This is a genomic window from Ferrovibrio xuzhouensis (assembly GCF_042648965.1).
Classification (GTDB): domain Bacteria; phylum Pseudomonadota; class Alphaproteobacteria; order Ferrovibrionales; family Ferrovibrionaceae; genus Ferrovibrio; species Ferrovibrio xuzhouensis.
This window is the reverse complement of sequence record NZ_JBHRYJ010000004.1, coordinates 116560-130183: the sequence shown is the minus strand read 5'-3', so window position 1 is coordinate 130183 and position 13624 is coordinate 116560. Positions and strand designations below refer to the sequence as shown.

15 protein-coding genes are annotated in these 13624 nt (G+C 66.5%); 5 read left to right on the top strand and 10 right to left on the bottom strand.

Annotated features, from left to right (window positions below):
* Positions 1-162: 162 nt before the first annotated feature.
* Genes gatB through gatC form a run of 3 tightly spaced genes read right to left on the bottom strand, consistent with a single transcriptional unit; the run spans position 163 to position 3369 of the window.
* Positions 163-1623, bottom strand: a complete 1461-nt coding sequence (gene gatB, locus ACFOOQ_RS17145) for an Asp-tRNA(Asn)/Glu-tRNA(Gln) amidotransferase subunit GatB (protein ID WP_379728825.1) — start codon at positions 1621-1623, stop codon at positions 163-165.
* Between the two features lies 1 nt (position 1624).
* Positions 1625-3103 (bottom strand): Asp-tRNA(Asn)/Glu-tRNA(Gln) amidotransferase subunit GatA, encoded by a 1479-nt coding sequence (gatA, locus tag ACFOOQ_RS17140; RefSeq protein WP_379728824.1) that lies wholly within the window; start codon positions 3101-3103, stop codon positions 1625-1627.
* The gene (gene gatC / locus ACFOOQ_RS17135) at positions 3103-3369 is read right to left on the bottom strand and encodes an Asp-tRNA(Asn)/Glu-tRNA(Gln) amidotransferase subunit GatC (protein WP_449265817.1); all 267 of its coding nucleotides are present in this window, start codon (positions 3367-3369) and stop codon (positions 3103-3105) included. The genes gatA and gatC overlap by 1 nt, the downstream gene beginning before the upstream one ends.
* An 87-nt stretch (positions 3370-3456) precedes the next feature.
* Between gatC and ruvX the strand changes: the two genes are divergently transcribed.
* A complete protein-coding gene (gene ruvX / locus ACFOOQ_RS17130; RefSeq protein WP_379728822.1) occupies positions 3457-3987 on the top strand; it encodes a Holliday junction resolvase RuvX in 531 nt (176 codons plus the stop codon).
* Between the two features lie 8 nt (positions 3988-3995).
* Here the strand turns inward: ruvX and ACFOOQ_RS17125 are convergent, their stop codons facing one another.
* From ACFOOQ_RS17125 to ACFOOQ_RS17100, 6 genes are all read right to left on the bottom strand, one after another.
* Positions 3996-4781 (bottom strand): ABC transporter ATP-binding protein, encoded by a 786-nt coding sequence (locus tag ACFOOQ_RS17125; protein WP_379728821.1) that lies wholly within the window; start codon positions 4779-4781, stop codon positions 3996-3998.
* On the bottom strand, positions 4778-5839 hold the full coding sequence (locus ACFOOQ_RS17120; RefSeq protein WP_379728820.1) for a dihydrodipicolinate synthase family protein: 1062 nt from the start codon (positions 5837-5839) through the stop codon (positions 4778-4780). Before ACFOOQ_RS17120 ends, ACFOOQ_RS17125 begins: the two co-directional genes overlap by 4 nt.
* 46 nt (positions 5840-5885) lie before the next feature.
* Positions 5886-6728 (bottom strand): GNAT family N-acetyltransferase, encoded by an 843-nt coding sequence (locus ACFOOQ_RS17115; RefSeq protein WP_379728819.1) that lies wholly within the window; start codon positions 6726-6728, stop codon positions 5886-5888.
* 2 nt (positions 6729-6730) lie between these two features.
* A complete protein-coding gene (locus ACFOOQ_RS17110; protein WP_379728818.1) occupies positions 6731-7783 on the bottom strand; it encodes an NAD-dependent epimerase/dehydratase family protein in 1053 nt (350 codons plus the stop codon).
* Positions 7780-8595, bottom strand: a complete 816-nt coding sequence (locus tag ACFOOQ_RS17105) for an ABC transporter permease (protein WP_379728817.1) — start codon at positions 8593-8595, stop codon at positions 7780-7782. The genes ACFOOQ_RS17110 and ACFOOQ_RS17105 overlap by 4 nt, the downstream gene beginning before the upstream one ends.
* 82 nt (positions 8596-8677) lie before the next feature.
* On the bottom strand, positions 8678-9340 hold the full coding sequence (locus ACFOOQ_RS17100) for a TetR family transcriptional regulator (protein ID WP_379728816.1): 663 nt from the start codon (positions 9338-9340) through the stop codon (positions 8678-8680).
* A gap of 192 nt (positions 9341-9532) precedes the next feature.
* Between ACFOOQ_RS17100 and ACFOOQ_RS17095 the strand changes: the two genes are divergently transcribed.
* Positions 9533-10528, top strand: coding sequence for an ABC transporter substrate-binding protein (locus tag ACFOOQ_RS17095; RefSeq protein WP_379728815.1), 996 nt, complete (start codon positions 9533-9535; stop codon positions 10526-10528).
* 196 nt (positions 10529-10724) lie between these two features.
* The gene (locus ACFOOQ_RS17090) at positions 10725-11972 is read left to right on the top strand and encodes an MFS transporter (RefSeq protein WP_379728814.1); all 1248 of its coding nucleotides are present in this window, start codon (positions 10725-10727) and stop codon (positions 11970-11972) included.
* 7 nt (positions 11973-11979) lie between these two features.
* On the opposite strand, the gene ACFOOQ_RS17085 is transcribed toward ACFOOQ_RS17090, so the two are convergent.
* Complete coding sequence (locus ACFOOQ_RS17085; RefSeq protein ID WP_379728813.1) at positions 11980-12369, bottom strand: nuclear transport factor 2 family protein; 390 nt, start codon at positions 12367-12369, stop codon at positions 11980-11982.
* A 117-nt stretch (positions 12370-12486) separates the two neighbouring features.
* Here ACFOOQ_RS17085 and ACFOOQ_RS17080 point away from each other — a divergent pair, with 117 nt between their 5' ends.
* Positions 12487-12645: a hypothetical protein gene (locus tag ACFOOQ_RS17080; protein ID WP_379728812.1), complete on the top strand. Its 159-nt coding sequence runs from the start codon at positions 12487-12489 to the stop codon at positions 12643-12645.
* Positions 12646-12658: 13 nt separating this feature from the next.
* Positions 12659-13399 (top strand): dipeptidase, encoded by a 741-nt coding sequence (locus ACFOOQ_RS17075; RefSeq protein WP_379729146.1) that lies wholly within the window; start codon positions 12659-12661, stop codon positions 13397-13399.
* Positions 13400-13624: the final 225 nt, after the last annotated feature.

Sequence of the window (13624 nt, the reverse complement as noted above, 5' to 3'; positions counted from 1 at the left end):
TGACTGGCTGCCCTGCTCTTTTCTTTCTGTCCCGGGGCCGGATGAATCAGAATCGGCGCAACGGCCTTACATTCGGTAAACGCCGGAAAAGCTCCGTATAGCAACGAAAAAAGGCCGGGTTATGGCACCCCGGCCTTTCTACGATACCGGTGCGGCGGCGGATCAGCCGGCCAGTTTCTTCTTCAGCAGCTCGTTGACCGCGGCCGGATTGGCCTTGCCGCCGGAGGCTTTCATGGTCTGGCCGACGAAGAAGCCGAACAGCTTGTCCTTGCCCGAGCGGTATTCGGCGACCTTGTCGGCATTGGCGGCCATCACGTCGTCGATCACCTTTTCGATGGCACCGGTATCGGTGACCTGGCGCATGCCCTTCTCGTCGACGATGGCGGCGGCATCCTTGCCGGTTTCCACCATCAGCGCGAAGACATCCTTGGCCAGCCGGTTCGAGATTGTGTTGTCGGCGATCAGGTCGATCAGGCCGCCGAGCTTGTCGGCGGTGATGACGAAATCCTCCATCGACTGGCCCGACTTGTTGAGGAAGCCGAAATAGTCGCCGATCACCCAGTTGGCGCACAGCTTGCCGTCGCGGCCCTTGGCGACTTGCTCGTAGAAGTCGGCGGATTCCTTCTCGGCAACCAGCACGCTGGCGTCATAGGGACTGAGGCCCAGCTTGTCGATGAAGCGCGCCTTCTTCTCGTCGGGCAGTTCGGGCAAGGTCGCCTTGATGCCGTCGACCCAGTCCTGCTCGAATTCCAGCGGCAGCAGGTCGGGATCGGGGAAGTAGCGGTAGTCATGCGCCTCTTCCTTGGAGCGCATGCTGCGGGTCACACCCTTGCCGGTATCGAACAGGCGGGTCTCCTGGTCGATCTTGCCGCCGTCTTCCAGTATCTCGATCTGGCGCCGCGCCTCGTATTCGATAGCCTGCTGCACGAAACGCACCGAGTTAACGTTCTTGATCTCGCAGCGCGTGCCCAGCGGGCCGCCCGGCTTGCGCACCGACACATTGACGTCGGCGCGCATCGAGCCCTCGTCCATGTTGCCGTCGCAGGTGCCGAGATAGCGCACGATGGTGCGCAGCTTCTTGAGATACAGGCCGGCCTCTTCCGAGTTGCGCATGTCGGGCTCGGAGACGATTTCCATCAGCGCGACGCCCGACCGGTTGAGATCGATGAAGCTCTCGCGCGGATTCTGGTCATGCAGGCTCTTGCCGGCATCCTGTTCCAGATGCAGCCGGGTGATGCCGATCTCGCGGGTCGAGCCGTCGGCCATGTCGAGCAGCAGCTTGCCGGTACCGACGATCGGCTGCAGGTACTGGCTGATCTGGTAGCCCTGCGGCAGATCGGCGTAGAAGTAGTTCTTGCGGTCGAACACCGAATGCAGGTTGATCTGCGCCTTCAGGCCCAGCCCGGTGCGCACCGCCTGCTCGACGCAATAGGCGTTGATCACCGGCAGCATGCCGGGCATCGCCGCATCGACCAGGCTGACCTGGTGGTTCGGCTCGGCGCCGAAGGTGGTATCGGCACCGGAGAACAGCTTCGACTTCGAGGAGACCTGGGCATGGACTTCCATGCCGATGACGATCTCCCACGGTCCCGTGGCGCCCTGGATGTAATCTTTCTCGGCCATCTTACTGCCTCCACCACGCGGCGGGTTTCGCGGTGAAATCCGCAGCCTTTTCCAGCGCCCGGCCGGCGCGCAGCAGCACCGCCTCGTCGAACGGCCTGCCGATCAGCTGCAGGCCGAGCGGCAGGCCCTCGCTGTTCAGGCCGGCCGGCACCGACATGCCGGGCAGGCCGGCGAGATTCACCGGCACGGTGAACACGTCGTTCAGATACATGGTGACCGGGTCGTCGTTTTTCATGCCGATCGGGAACGCGGCGTTCGGCGCGGTCGGCGTCAGGATGGCGTCGACGCGCTGGAACGCCTGTTCGAAATCCTTCTTGATCAGCGTCCGCACCTTCTGCGCCTTGGTGTAATAGGCGTCGTAATAACCGGCCGACAGCACATACGTGCCGATCATGATGCGACGCTGCACCTCGCGGCCGAACCCGGCGCCGCGGGTATTCTCGTACATCTCGATCAGGTCCTTGCCCGGCACGCGCAGGCCGTAACGCACGCCGTCATAGCGGGCGAGATTCGACGAGGCCTCGGCCGGCGCCACGATGTAATAGGCCGACAGGGCGTAATGGGTATGCGGCAGGTGGATGTCGACGATCTCGGCACCGGCATCGCGCAGCCATTCCTTGCCGCGCTCCCACAGCGCCACGATCTCGCGATCCATGCCGTCCATATGGTATTCGCGCGGAATGCCGATGCGCAGGCCCTTCACGCCTCCTTCGAGGTTGGCGCAATAGTCCGGCACCGGCAGGTCGACGCTGGTGCTGTCCTTGGGGTCGAAACCGGCCATGGCCTGCAGCATCAACGCGCTGTCACGCACGCTGCGGGTCATCGGCCCGGCCTGGTCGAGCGACGAGGCGAAGGCGACGACGCCCCAGCGCGACACCCGGCCATAGGTCGGCTTGATCCCGGTGATGCCGCAGAGCGAGGCCGGCTGGCGGATCGAGCCGCCGGTATCGGTGCCGGTGGCGCCGAGCGCGAAGCCGGCCGCGACGGCCGCCGCCGAGCCGCCCGACGAGCCGCCGGGCACCAGCCTGGTGCCGTCCTTGGCCCGCCAGGGATTGACCGCGGGGCCGTAGTAACTGGTCTCGTTCGACGAGCCCATGGCGAATTCGTCGAGGTTCAGCTTGCCCAGCATGACCGCACCGGCCTGCCACAGGTTGGCGGTGACGGTACTTTCATAGGCCGGCTTGAAGCCGTCGAGGATATGGCTGCCGGCGGTGGTCAGCACGCCCTCGGTACAGAACAGGTCCTTGATGGCGAGCGGAATGCCCTCCAGCAGGCCGGCCTCGCCCTTCGCCCGGCGGGCATCGGAGGCCTTGGCCATCTCCAGCGCCTTCTCCGGCGTTTCGGTGATCATGGTGTTCAGCGGTTTCGCCGCCTGCATGGCAGCGACAGAGGCCTCGGTCAGTTCAACCGCGGTGAAATCCTTCTTTGCCAGCCCGTCGAGGGCGTCAGAAATGGTCAGCTTGGCCGGGTCGATACGCATCACTCAATCACCTTCGGCACCGTGTAGAAATCGCCCTGGCGCTGGGGGGCATTCTTCAGCACGGCTTCGGCATCGCCGCCGGCGGTGACCTTATCTTCACGCTGACGCAGCTTCATGGGCATGACCGAGGTCATCGGCGGGGTGTTTTCGGTATTCACCGCCTGCAGTTCCTCGACAAAGGAGAGAATCCGGTTCAATTCCGTGGTCATCGCCTCCAGCCGGTCGGGCTCCATATGGAGCCGGGCCAGCTTGGCGATCTTCGCCACGGCTGCTCTATCCAATGACATGCGCTGTCCGTTCGCTATAGTACCGGGGAGAATCCCTTGAAATGGCGGCGGAAAGTAACACCCGGCATGCCCACCGGCAACCCTGAGTCCCCACCTGCGCCGGTGCCGGAAAATCCGGCAAAAAAGCCCCCCTTCCGCCCCGCCGAGGGCCCGCTGCGGCTGCCCGCCGGACGGCGCTATCTGGGCCTCGATCTCGGCACCAAGACCATCGGGCTGGCGCTGTCCGATGCCGGCCACCGCATCGCCACGCCGCTGCGCACCCTGACCCGCAAGAAATTCACCCAGGATGCCACCGGACTGGCCGGGATCGTCACGGCCGAGAATGTCGGCGCGCTGGTGCTCGGCCTGCCGGTCAACATGGACGGCTCGGAGGGCCCGCGCTGCCAGGCGACCCGGGCCTTTGCGCGGAACATCGCCGGGGTGGTCGACCTGCCGGTCGCCCTGTGGGACGAGCGCCTCAGCACGGTGGCCGTGGAGCGGATGATGGTGCAGGCCGACCTCAGCCGGGCGCGGCGGGCGGAACTGGTCGACAAGCTGGCCGCCGGCTACATCCTGCAGAGCTATCTCGACTGGCTGGCGCAGCAGCCGGCGGGCTAAGCCCGCCCCTACTCCATCCCGAGCAGGCGGTAGATCCGGCGGGTATATTCGCCGAAGCGCTCGGTGGTCTTCATGTCGAGGGTGCGCGGGAACGGCAGGTCGATGGTAAACGCATCGGCCATGCGGGCGGGCCCGGAGGTCAGCACGGCGCAGCGCGAGCCGAGGAACACCGCCTCCTGGATCGAATGGGTAACGAAAATGATGGTCTTGCGGCTCTGCTGCCAGATGCGCAGCATCTCCAGATTCATCTTCTCGCGGGTCAGCGCATCGAGCGCGCCGAACGGCTCGTCCATCAGGATCAGCTTGGGGTCATGCACCAGCGCGCGGGCGATGGCGGCGCGCTGCTGCATGCCACCCGACAGCTCGTAGGGGTATTTCGCCTCGAAGCCCTCCAGCCCGACCATGGCGAGCAGGGCGCGGGCGCGGTCTTTGGCCGCCTTGCGCGGCAGGCCGAGGATATCGGCCGGCAGCAGCACGTTGTCGAGGATGGTGCGCCATTTCAGCAGCAGGGCCTGCTGGAACACCATGCCGACATCGCGGCCGGCCTCAAAGCCGGCCTGGCTGCCGATCTGCACCACGCCCTCGTCCGCCTTGTGCAGGTCGGCGAGGATCTTCAGCACGGTGGTCTTGCCGCAGCCGGACGGGCCGACCAGCGAGACCAGATCGCCCTCGGCGACATCGAAGGTGACATCCGAGACGGCGACGAATTCGCGGCCGCCGGTGCGATAGACCTTGCGGACATTCTGCAGATGGATCAGCGGCGCAGCCCCGCTCCGGGTCGCAGGCTCTGTCATGACAGCCAGCGCTCGCGGTTGGCGGCGACGAAGGCGTCATCGGACAGGTCGGCATGCTGGCGGCTGACCCGGTCGAGCAGCGCGGCCTGACCCGGGCTGAGGCCTTCTTCCGGGTCGAGGCACCAGATGCCCTCCAGCAGGCCCTGGCGACGCAGGATCTCGTGGCAGCCGGCGATGCAGCCATGGAAATTGTTAGCGACATCGAAGAAGGCGGCATTGCAGTCGGTCACCCGGGCATCCAGCCCGAGCAGCTCGGGCGAAACCGCGCCGGCCGCGATCTCGGCATGCACGCGGTCGAGCAGTTTCACCGCCTGCTGCGTCCAGACCGACCAGTGGCCAAGCAGGCCGCCGACAAAGCGCAAGGTCACCGGGCCGTCGTCGCGCATCACCGTGAACGGGATGGTCAGGTCGAGCACGATATGGTCGTCGTTGCCGGTGTAGAGCGAGATGCGTTTCTCGGCCCGCGCCATCGCCACGCCGCGCATGACGTCGAGGGTACGGTAGCGGTGGAACGGCGCCACCTTGATGGCAATGACATTGTCGATGCTGGCGAAGCGGCACCAGAAATCGGCGTCGAGCACCACGCCGCCCACTGCCGGCTGCAGGTAGAAACCGACCAGCGGGATTTCGGCGGCCACCGCCTCGCAATGGGCGATGATCGCGTCGGGCGAGGCATCCTTCATGGCGGCCAGGCTGAGCAGGCCGGCATGGTAGCCGAGCCGCACCGCGGTCTGCGCTTCCTGCACCGCCTGCGCGGTCTTGCCGGCGAGGCCGCCGACCATCACCAGCGGACGGTCGGTCCAGGCCTTGGCGTCTTCCATGGCGGCGGCCAGCACCGGCTCGTAGAGGCCGACCTCGCGGATGGCGAACTGGGTGGTATGCACGCCGACCGCCAGGCCGCCAACCCCGCAATCGACGTAATAGCGCGTCAGCGCGCGCTGGCGCCGGCGGTCGAACTGGCGGTTGGCATCCAGCGCCAGCGGATGCGCCGGGATCACCACGCCGCGGCGCAGACTGGCCAGCACGTCCTGCGGCAGACTGGAATGATGCAGACCCATGATGCTCTCTCGCCTCTCTTCTCGCGTCCTGTTGCTCTGCCCTGGCTCAGCCGAATTCCGGCCCGGCGATCACGAAGCTGCGGCCCGGATCGCCGAAGCCCGCGTCGCGATCCAGTACCATGCGGCGGAAACCGCGCTGTTTGCTGAAGCCGCGCTGCTGCAGTTCTGCGGCAATGCCGGTCCATTGCTCAGGGACATCGAGGAAAACCGGCCCGTCGATGCGCGCCAGCGCCGCCTGCAGCAGGGCGATGGCGGCGGCCTCGTCATTGGCGGCCAGCGGCCCGATCTGAGTGGCCAGCCGGCCCGGCCGTGCCAGCAGGATGCTGTGCTGCTTCAGGCGGAGCGCCAGATGCGGCGCGCGCGCCTGCAGGCTGCGCAGCAGGCCTTCGCGTGGCGCACCGCAGACGGCGGCATCCAGCGCGATGGCATCGGCGAGTCCGGCTTCATTCAGCGGCAGCGCGGTGGTGACGGCCGTATCATCCGGCCTGCCCGACCTCTGCCCCTGGCCCTGCCAGCGGGTGATGCCGTAGAGCGGCCGGAAACCGAGCGGGATGTAGATCTTCTCGCCGGCCGCCGTGGCATCGAGCAGCGGCACGAGACCCATGCGGCGCAGTTCGGCGATGCAATGGCGCAGCAGGCCGGTGCCGAGCCCGAGCCGCCGTGCCGTCGCCGTCACCAGCACCATGCTGATCCAGGCGAAAGCGCCGTAGGGCAGGATCGCCGCCGAGGCGAGCAGCCGGCCAGCCTCGCGACAGCCAAACACTTGGCCCGCGCCGAGGAAAATGCGCCAGTCATCCATCGTCTGGTTCCAGCCGGCCTCGGCCGACAGGGTCTGCAGGCCGGGAAGATCGGCCTCGGACAGACGATCGATGACCAGCGCGTCGGCCATGCTCAGTAGGCTCCGTCGCGCACTTCGAAATGGGTCGGCTTGCCGAGGCTGCGACCGCTGCGCGACACCCAGTCGGCGACCCAGTCGAGCATGGCGGCCAGCGGCACGCGCGGATAGCCGAACAGTCGCGCGGCCTCGGCGGCATTGTTCAGCCAGGCGGTCGGCGCCTCGGTGCCGGTAATCTGCGGCGTCTTGCCGAAGCGCTTGCCGAAGCTTTCGGCCAGCCAGCGCACGGCGATGGTCTCCGGCCCGGTGACGTTCAGCGGCGAGGTCGGCGCGGTGGCGGCGCGCAGGCAGCGCAGCGCCTGGGCATTGGCATCGCCCTGCCAGATCACATTGACATGGCCCATGGTGACATCCACCGGCTCGCCGCGCAGGACAAGCTGCGCCACGTCATGCAGCACGCCGTAGCGCAGGTCGATGGAGTAATTGAGCCGGAACAGCCGGCCCGGCGTGCCATGCACTTGCGAGAAATGCTCGAACATGCGCTCGCGGCCGATGCAGGACATGGCGTATTCGCCCGGCGGGTCCGGCGGCATCGCCTCGGTCGAACCCTGGCTGGCGACCGGCACGAAGGGATACACGCAGCCGGTCGAGAAAGCGACGATGCGCGAGGCGCGGAAGCTTTCGGCGACCAGTGCCGGCACATGGGCATTCATCGCCCAGGTCAGGCTCTGGTTGCCGCTGGCGCCGAACTTGCGGCCGGCCATGAACACGACATTCTTTGCCCGCGGCAGCGCGTCGACGGCGGCGCGGTCCATCAGGTCGGCGGCGATGGTCTCGATGCCGTGACGCTCGAGGCCTTCCTTCAGGCCCTTCTCGCTGAACCGGGCGACGCCGATCACGCGCCTGTCGGGCGCCGCGCGCTTGGCCAGCCGCGCCATGGTCGGGCCCATCTTGCCGCCGACGCCGAGGATCATGATATCGCCGTCGAGCGCGGCGAGGTCCGCCGCCAGCGCCCGGCTCGGCCGGGTCATGAATTCCTCCAGCGCCGCCTCGTCGGCGAAGCCGGTCGGCAGTACCCCGTCGTCAAGCCAGTGATCGATCTTCGTCATGATGAAATCCTTGCGTCCCTGCGGACCAGCAGATGTTCCAGCACCACCACCAGCAGGTAGAGCAGGATGCCGATCAGGGTGATGAGCACGACGGCCATGAACATGGCCGGGGTATCGAGCGCCGCCTGCACCTGAATCATCAGGTAGCCGAGGCCGCGGTCCGACGAGATGAACTCGCCGACCACCGCGCCGGCGACGGCGAGGATCGCCGCCACCTTCATGCCGGAGAAGACATAGGGCAGCGCGCCAGGCAGCTGGATGTAGATGAAGGCCTGCCAGCGCGAGCCCTTCAGCGAGCGCACCAAGTCGAGCAGGTCGGGTTCGACCTCCTTCAGGCCACGCACGGTGGTCAGCAGGATCGGGAAGAAGCAGAGCGACAGGGTGATCAACACGTTGGTGCCGATACCGTAGGAGAACCAGACGATGATCAGCGGCCCCAGCGCCACCTTGGGGATCATGTTCAGCGTGACGAACAGCGGGAAAACGGCCAGCGTCAGCAGTCGCGACCAGGTGAACATCAGCGCCAGCAGCACGCCGGCGACCAGCGACAGCACATAGCCGCCGAAGATCTCGATGCTGGTGACCCAGGTATTGCTCAGCCAAGCGTAGTTGCTCTTGGCCAGCGTAGCCAGGATGGCACTCGGCGCCGGCAGGATGAAGGCCGGCAGGCTGGTCATGCGCACCAGCACTTCCCAGACGATCACAGCGACCACATGGACCGCTAGGATGGTCAGCCAGCGCAGGCGGCGGCCATCCGGCGGGGGTGCCCCCGCCTCTGCCGTGTCCATGCCGGTCCGGTCGCCTGCTGCCATGCTCACCCCCTGGATGACTGCCGGCAGTCTAGCGGCAGCCCCTTACCTAATCAACCAACCAGTTGATTATTTGTCATCAAAATTACACGACCTCCGGCCGCAGGGCGGCCATGGCAAAGGTCACCACATGGCGGCGGCGTTCGGCCACCGCCTTCGGCTTGTCGAGCGGACGGCCGAAAATCGCCGACAGGGTGCGGTTGTTGGAAAAGAAGAAATACGACAGGCCGGCGATCGAGATGTAGAGCTGCACCGGGTCAAGGTCGTTGCGGAACACGCCCTCGGCGGCACCGCGCTCGATGGTCTGGCGCATCAGGGTGACCAGCGGCGAATGCATCTCCTCGAGCCGCGCCGAGCCGCGCACATGGCGGGCATCCTGGCGGTTCTCGTCATTCAGCAGGGCAATGAATTCGGGGTGTTCGGCCAGGTAATCGAAGGAAAAGCCGATCAGCCGTTCCATCGCGGCCAGCGGCGACAGGTCGGCCAGATGCAGGGCGCTCTCGCGCTCGCGGATCTCGGCATATACCGCCTCCAGCGCCGCCCGGTAGAGTTCGTCCTTGCTGCCGAAGTAATGGTAGACGAGCTGCTTGTTGACCCCGGCGCGCTGGGCGATCTCGTCGATGCGCGCCCCGGCAAAGCCCTTGGCGGCGAAATCGGCAATGGCCGCCTGCAGCAGGGCCGCCTTGGTGGCGACCCGGTCGCGGCGCCGCTCGGTACCCTCTTCCCGGCCCTGGACCGTCTCCTGCATCGCACCCTCTCTTTATCATCCAACCAGTTGATTAATTATTGAACGAATGTTGCCGTCTGGCTACAGTTTCCTCGCAGGGGCCGGCGCGGGCTCCGCGGCGGGACCCGACCGGCCCCCGCCGCCCGGAAACCACGAGGGGGAGACCACGGGGAGATCCGGAGGCGGCCGGCGAATCAAGCCTCGAGGGGGTTCATGATGACATTTCGCCGTATTCTTGCCATCGCCGTGACAGCCGCGGCCCTGCTGCCGGCGACCGGCCATGCCGCGGACAAGGTCAACCTGCTGCTGAACTGGGTGCCGACCGCCGACCATTCGCCCTACTACTATGCCAAGGCGCAGGGCTGGTACGAGAAGGAAGGCCTCGATGTCAGCATCGAAGCCGGCCGCGGCTCGGGCGTCGCCGTGCAGCGCATCGGCGCCGCCAGCACCGAATTCGCCATCGCCGACATGGCCACCGCGCTGGTCGGCAAGAGCAAGGGCGCCGACATCGTCGCCGTGATGGCGGTCTATGCCAATTCGCCGCAGGGCTTCTACTGGCTGAAGAGTTCGGGGATCAAGGGACCGGCGGATTTCCCCGGCAAGAAGCTCGGCAACCCGCCGGGCGATGCCTCGCGCGTGATGTGGCCGGCCTTCGCCAAGCTGGTCGGCATTCCGGCCGACTCGGTGACCTTCGTCAACATCGCGCCGCAGGCCAAGCTCGCCTCGCTGAAAAGCCATGTCATCGACATCACCAGCGACTTCTACAACGAGCATGACCTGAAGGTGCGCGAGTTCGGCAAGGACCTCGGCTTCCTCGCCTGGCGCAACATCGGCCTGAACCTCTATGGCAACTCGGTGATCGTCAACGGCGACTATCTCGCCAAGCACAAGGACATCGTCGCCAAGTTCACCAGGGTATCGCAGAAGGCCTTTGCCGCCTGCGTCGCCGATGTCAGCCCCTGCCTGAAGGCGCTGATGGCCAGCGTCAGTGGCCTCGACGAGCCGAACCAGCGCGACCAGTGGAACCGCATCAAGGAACTGATGGCCGACCCGACCACCACCAGCGTGGCGCTCGGTGCCTTCAGCGGCGACCGGCTGAAGAGCGACTACGACCTGGTGAAGACCTACTTCGGCATGGAAAAGGATTTCGATGTCGCCAAGGCCTATACCAACGAGTTCCTCGACACCTCGATCAAGATGACCAAATAAGCTGCCCCGTTTCGCGGCAGAAACCGGCGCGGGGCGGCAACGTCCCGCGCTTTCTTTTTTTGCGCCGCGGAAGATCATCCGGGCCATGACTTTCCCCTCGCCGGCCGGCCTGAATCTGCTACAGTCGCGGCAACCGGCGACCACAGCCGGCGGAAACATCCGTCCCGACGCCACCCCATCCTGCAGCAGGTCGCTCATGTCCGAGTTTGCCATTCCGGCCGGCCAGCCGGCCCTTCCCAGCCGCGATCTCAAGGTCATGGCGCTGGTCGGCGCCGCCCATGGCTGCAGCCATTTCTTCCAGCTCGTGCTGCCTTCGCTGTTTCCCTGGCTGAAGGATGTCTTCCAGGTCAGCTATACCGAGCTTGGCCTGATCACCACCTGCTTCTACGTGATCTCCGGCACCCTGCAGACCCCGGCCGGCTTCCTGGTCGACCGCATCGGCGCCCGCAACGTGCTGATGGGCGGCCTCGGCATCTTCTGCGTCGCCATCCTGCTGCTGTCGCTGGTCCCGGCCTACTGGATGCTGTTCCCGGTGATGCTGCTGGCCGGTCTCGGCAACTGCGTGTTCCATCCGGCCGATTATTCGATCCTCGGCGCCAGCATCGATTCCAAACGCCTCGGCGTCGCCTATGGCAGCCATACCTTTGCCGGCAATCTCGGCTGGGCGCTGGCGCCCGCGCTGATGGGCGGCGTGGCCGCTTTCGCCGGCTGGCATGCCGCGCCGCTGGTCGCCGGGATCATCGGCCTCGTCATCCTTGCCACCCTGGTGCTGAACCGCGACCTGCTGCGCGACGATGCCGGCGCCGGCCAGCGCAAGGCGGCCGGCAAGACAGGCGGCCCGGCACCGCTGCCGCTCGCCGCCATCCTCACCCTGCCGGTGGTGATGTGCTTCGTCTATTTCATGTTCACGTCCATCGTCGCCATCGGCCTGCAGAACTTCCTGCCGGCTACCCTGCAGACCCTGTTCGGCACCCCGCTCGCCATCGGCGCCACGGCGCTGACCGGCTTCCTGCTCGCCTCGGCCGTCGGCATCATGAGCGGCGGCTGGGTTGCCGACCGCGGCATCCCGGTCGAGGTGATCGTGGTCGGCGGGCTGCTGAGCTCGGGGGCGCTGATGCTGGTGGCGGCGCTGGTGCACCTGCCGGACTCCCTGCTGATCGCCTGCATTGCTGGCGCCGGCTTCCTGTTCGGCTTCACCACCCCGTCGCGTGACCTGATCGTGCGCGGCGCCACGCCCAAGGGCGCGTCGGGCCGGGTGTTCGGCTTCGTCTATTCCGGCCTCGATGCCGGCTCGGCGCTGGTGCCGCTGATCATGGGCCAGTTGCTCGACCACGGCCATGCCGACAAGGTACTGCTGTTCGTCGCCGCCATCCTCGCCTGCGGCAGCGTCACGGCCTTTACCGTGCGCCGCAAGTCGCAGCCGACAGCGGCCGCCGCGGAGTAATCCCGCCTCAGGCCGGCAGCGTCTCGAAGGTGTAGGTCTTGCTGATGATCTGCCAGCGGCCGTCGAGGCGGATCAGGCTGAGATAGTCGGTGAACAGCCGCGGCAGGATCGCGCAGTTCAGCTTCACCATCGCCGTATCGGGTCCGGTCATGTCGACCGAGAGAATCCGGTCATGCTCGCGGCCCTGCCCCTTGGCCTGCGGCGCCGGCCGGCCCTCGACCATCTTGCACCAGTCCTCGCGCGGCACCTGTACCAGCTTGCCGTCCGCCGATGCGAACAGGCTGGAGGCCGGGTGGAAGGCCTGCCGCAGCTTGGCTGTATCGCCTGCATACAGCCCGTCGAGATAGACCTGCACGATTTCCAGAATATCGGTGATCTGCGGGTTCACTGCCGTCATCGCCATTCTCCCTGAATCTGCCGGCAGCAGAACAGCCGGTCATACCGGCGTCAAGCGAAGCATTGTATGCTGACATGCCGGCGGCCGCCGGTGCCGCGCGCCGCAGGGAGGCTGGCCATGCGCATCGACTGGTCCGATCTTCAGCACGGGGAAATGACCGGACGGCTGCACGGCCGGCAGGTCGAAATCGAGGGCTGGTTCGCGGCCCTCAGTCCTGAAGCGCCCTCAGTCCTGAAGCATTGGGACCTGGCGACCGCCATGACATCTTTTTCCTGACCGACGAGCCGGCCTGCTGTGCCGGCTGTCTGCCGCACGACGCGGCGCGGATCATCACCGTCACCGCCGCGGCACCGACCGGCAGAGCCTGGCGGCCGCCACCGCCGCCCATCCCGCGATGATCGTGACCAGCGAGGGCGGCGACTTCCTCGAGGGCAGTGCCGACCGGGTCGACGAGGCCTATAAGCGCTGGCATCTGCGGCAGTTACAGCTCACCCATTACCGGGTCAACGAGCTGGGCGACATCCAGACCGAACCCCGCCTGCATGGCGGCCTGGCCGATGCCGGCGCCGCCGTCATCCGGCGCTGCAACCGCCGCGGCATCGTGGTCGATATCGCCCATGGCCCCTATGAACTGGTGAAGCGGGTGGCCGCGGTGACCGAAAAGCCGCTGGTGCTGCCGCATACCTCGCTGAATCCGAAGCCCGGCCGCTACAGCCGCACCATCAGCCCGGATCATGCCCGGATCGTCGCCGAAACCGGCGGCGTCATCGGCATCTGGCCGCCGACCACGATCTTCCCCGACATGGCCGCGCTGGCCGAGGGCATGGCGCGCATGGTCGAGGTCGCCGGCGTCGCCCATGTCGGGCTCGGCAGCGACATGATGGGGCTGCTGAGCCCGGCCGCCTTCAGCAGCTATGCCCAGTTGCCCGACCTTGCCGCGGCCCTGCTGGCGCAGGGGTTTTCGGCCGAGGAGACCGCCAAACTGCTGGGCGGCAATGCCGCACGGGTCTTCGCCGCCACACTGGCCTGAAAACCGCCCGCAGCACCGCCCGGCGCAGTGCTGCGGCCCGTCGGTCTTTGTGCAGCGCACGGCGTGACGCGACAAAAACATTAAAGGGGTTGCGCCGGCGCCCAAGGCTGCTTACGCTCCGCGAACAGATATATCAGATATCAAACCCGGCAATCGCACGACCGGGCGAAAAAACGAGGAAACGTCTTGATCTGCCGGACAGAAGGCCGGCGCCAATCCCCCCTG

Coding starts and splice junctions, on each gene's coding strand:
- ruvX (WP_379728822.1), top strand. CDS start 3,457: ATGCCCACCGGCAACCCTGAGTCCCCACCTGCGCCGGTGCCGGAAAAT.
- ACFOOQ_RS17095 (WP_379728815.1), top strand. CDS start 9,533: ATGATGACATTTCGCCGTATTCTTGCCATCGCCGTGACAGCCGCGGCC.
- gatA (WP_379728824.1), bottom strand. CDS start 3,103: ATGCGTATCGACCCGGCCAAGCTGACCATTTCTGACGCCCTCGACGGG.
- ACFOOQ_RS17100 (WP_379728816.1), bottom strand. CDS start 9,340: ATGCAGGAGACGGTCCAGGGCCGGGAAGAGGGTACCGAGCGGCGCCGC.
- ACFOOQ_RS17115 (WP_379728819.1), bottom strand. CDS start 6,728: ATGGCCGACGCGCTGGTCATCGATCGTCTGTCCGAGGCCGATCTTCCC.
- ACFOOQ_RS17090 (WP_379728814.1), top strand. CDS start 10,725: ATGTCCGAGTTTGCCATTCCGGCCGGCCAGCCGGCCCTTCCCAGCCGC.
- ACFOOQ_RS17085 (WP_379728813.1), bottom strand. CDS start 12,369: ATGACGGCAGTGAACCCGCAGATCACCGATATTCTGGAAATCGTGCAG.
- ACFOOQ_RS17080 (WP_379728812.1), top strand. CDS start 12,487: ATGCGCATCGACTGGTCCGATCTTCAGCACGGGGAAATGACCGGACGG.
- ACFOOQ_RS17110 (WP_379728818.1), bottom strand. CDS start 7,783: ATGACGAAGATCGATCACTGGCTTGACGACGGGGTACTGCCGACCGGC.
- ACFOOQ_RS17125 (WP_379728821.1), bottom strand. CDS start 4,781: ATGACAGAGCCTGCGACCCGGAGCGGGGCTGCGCCGCTGATCCATCTG.
- gatB (WP_379728825.1), bottom strand. CDS start 1,623: ATGGCCGAGAAAGATTACATCCAGGGCGCCACGGGACCGTGGGAGATC.
- ACFOOQ_RS17120 (WP_379728820.1), bottom strand. CDS start 5,839: ATGGGTCTGCATCATTCCAGTCTGCCGCAGGACGTGCTGGCCAGTCTG.
- ACFOOQ_RS17105 (WP_379728817.1), bottom strand. CDS start 8,595: ATGGCAGCAGGCGACCGGACCGGCATGGACACGGCAGAGGCGGGGGCA.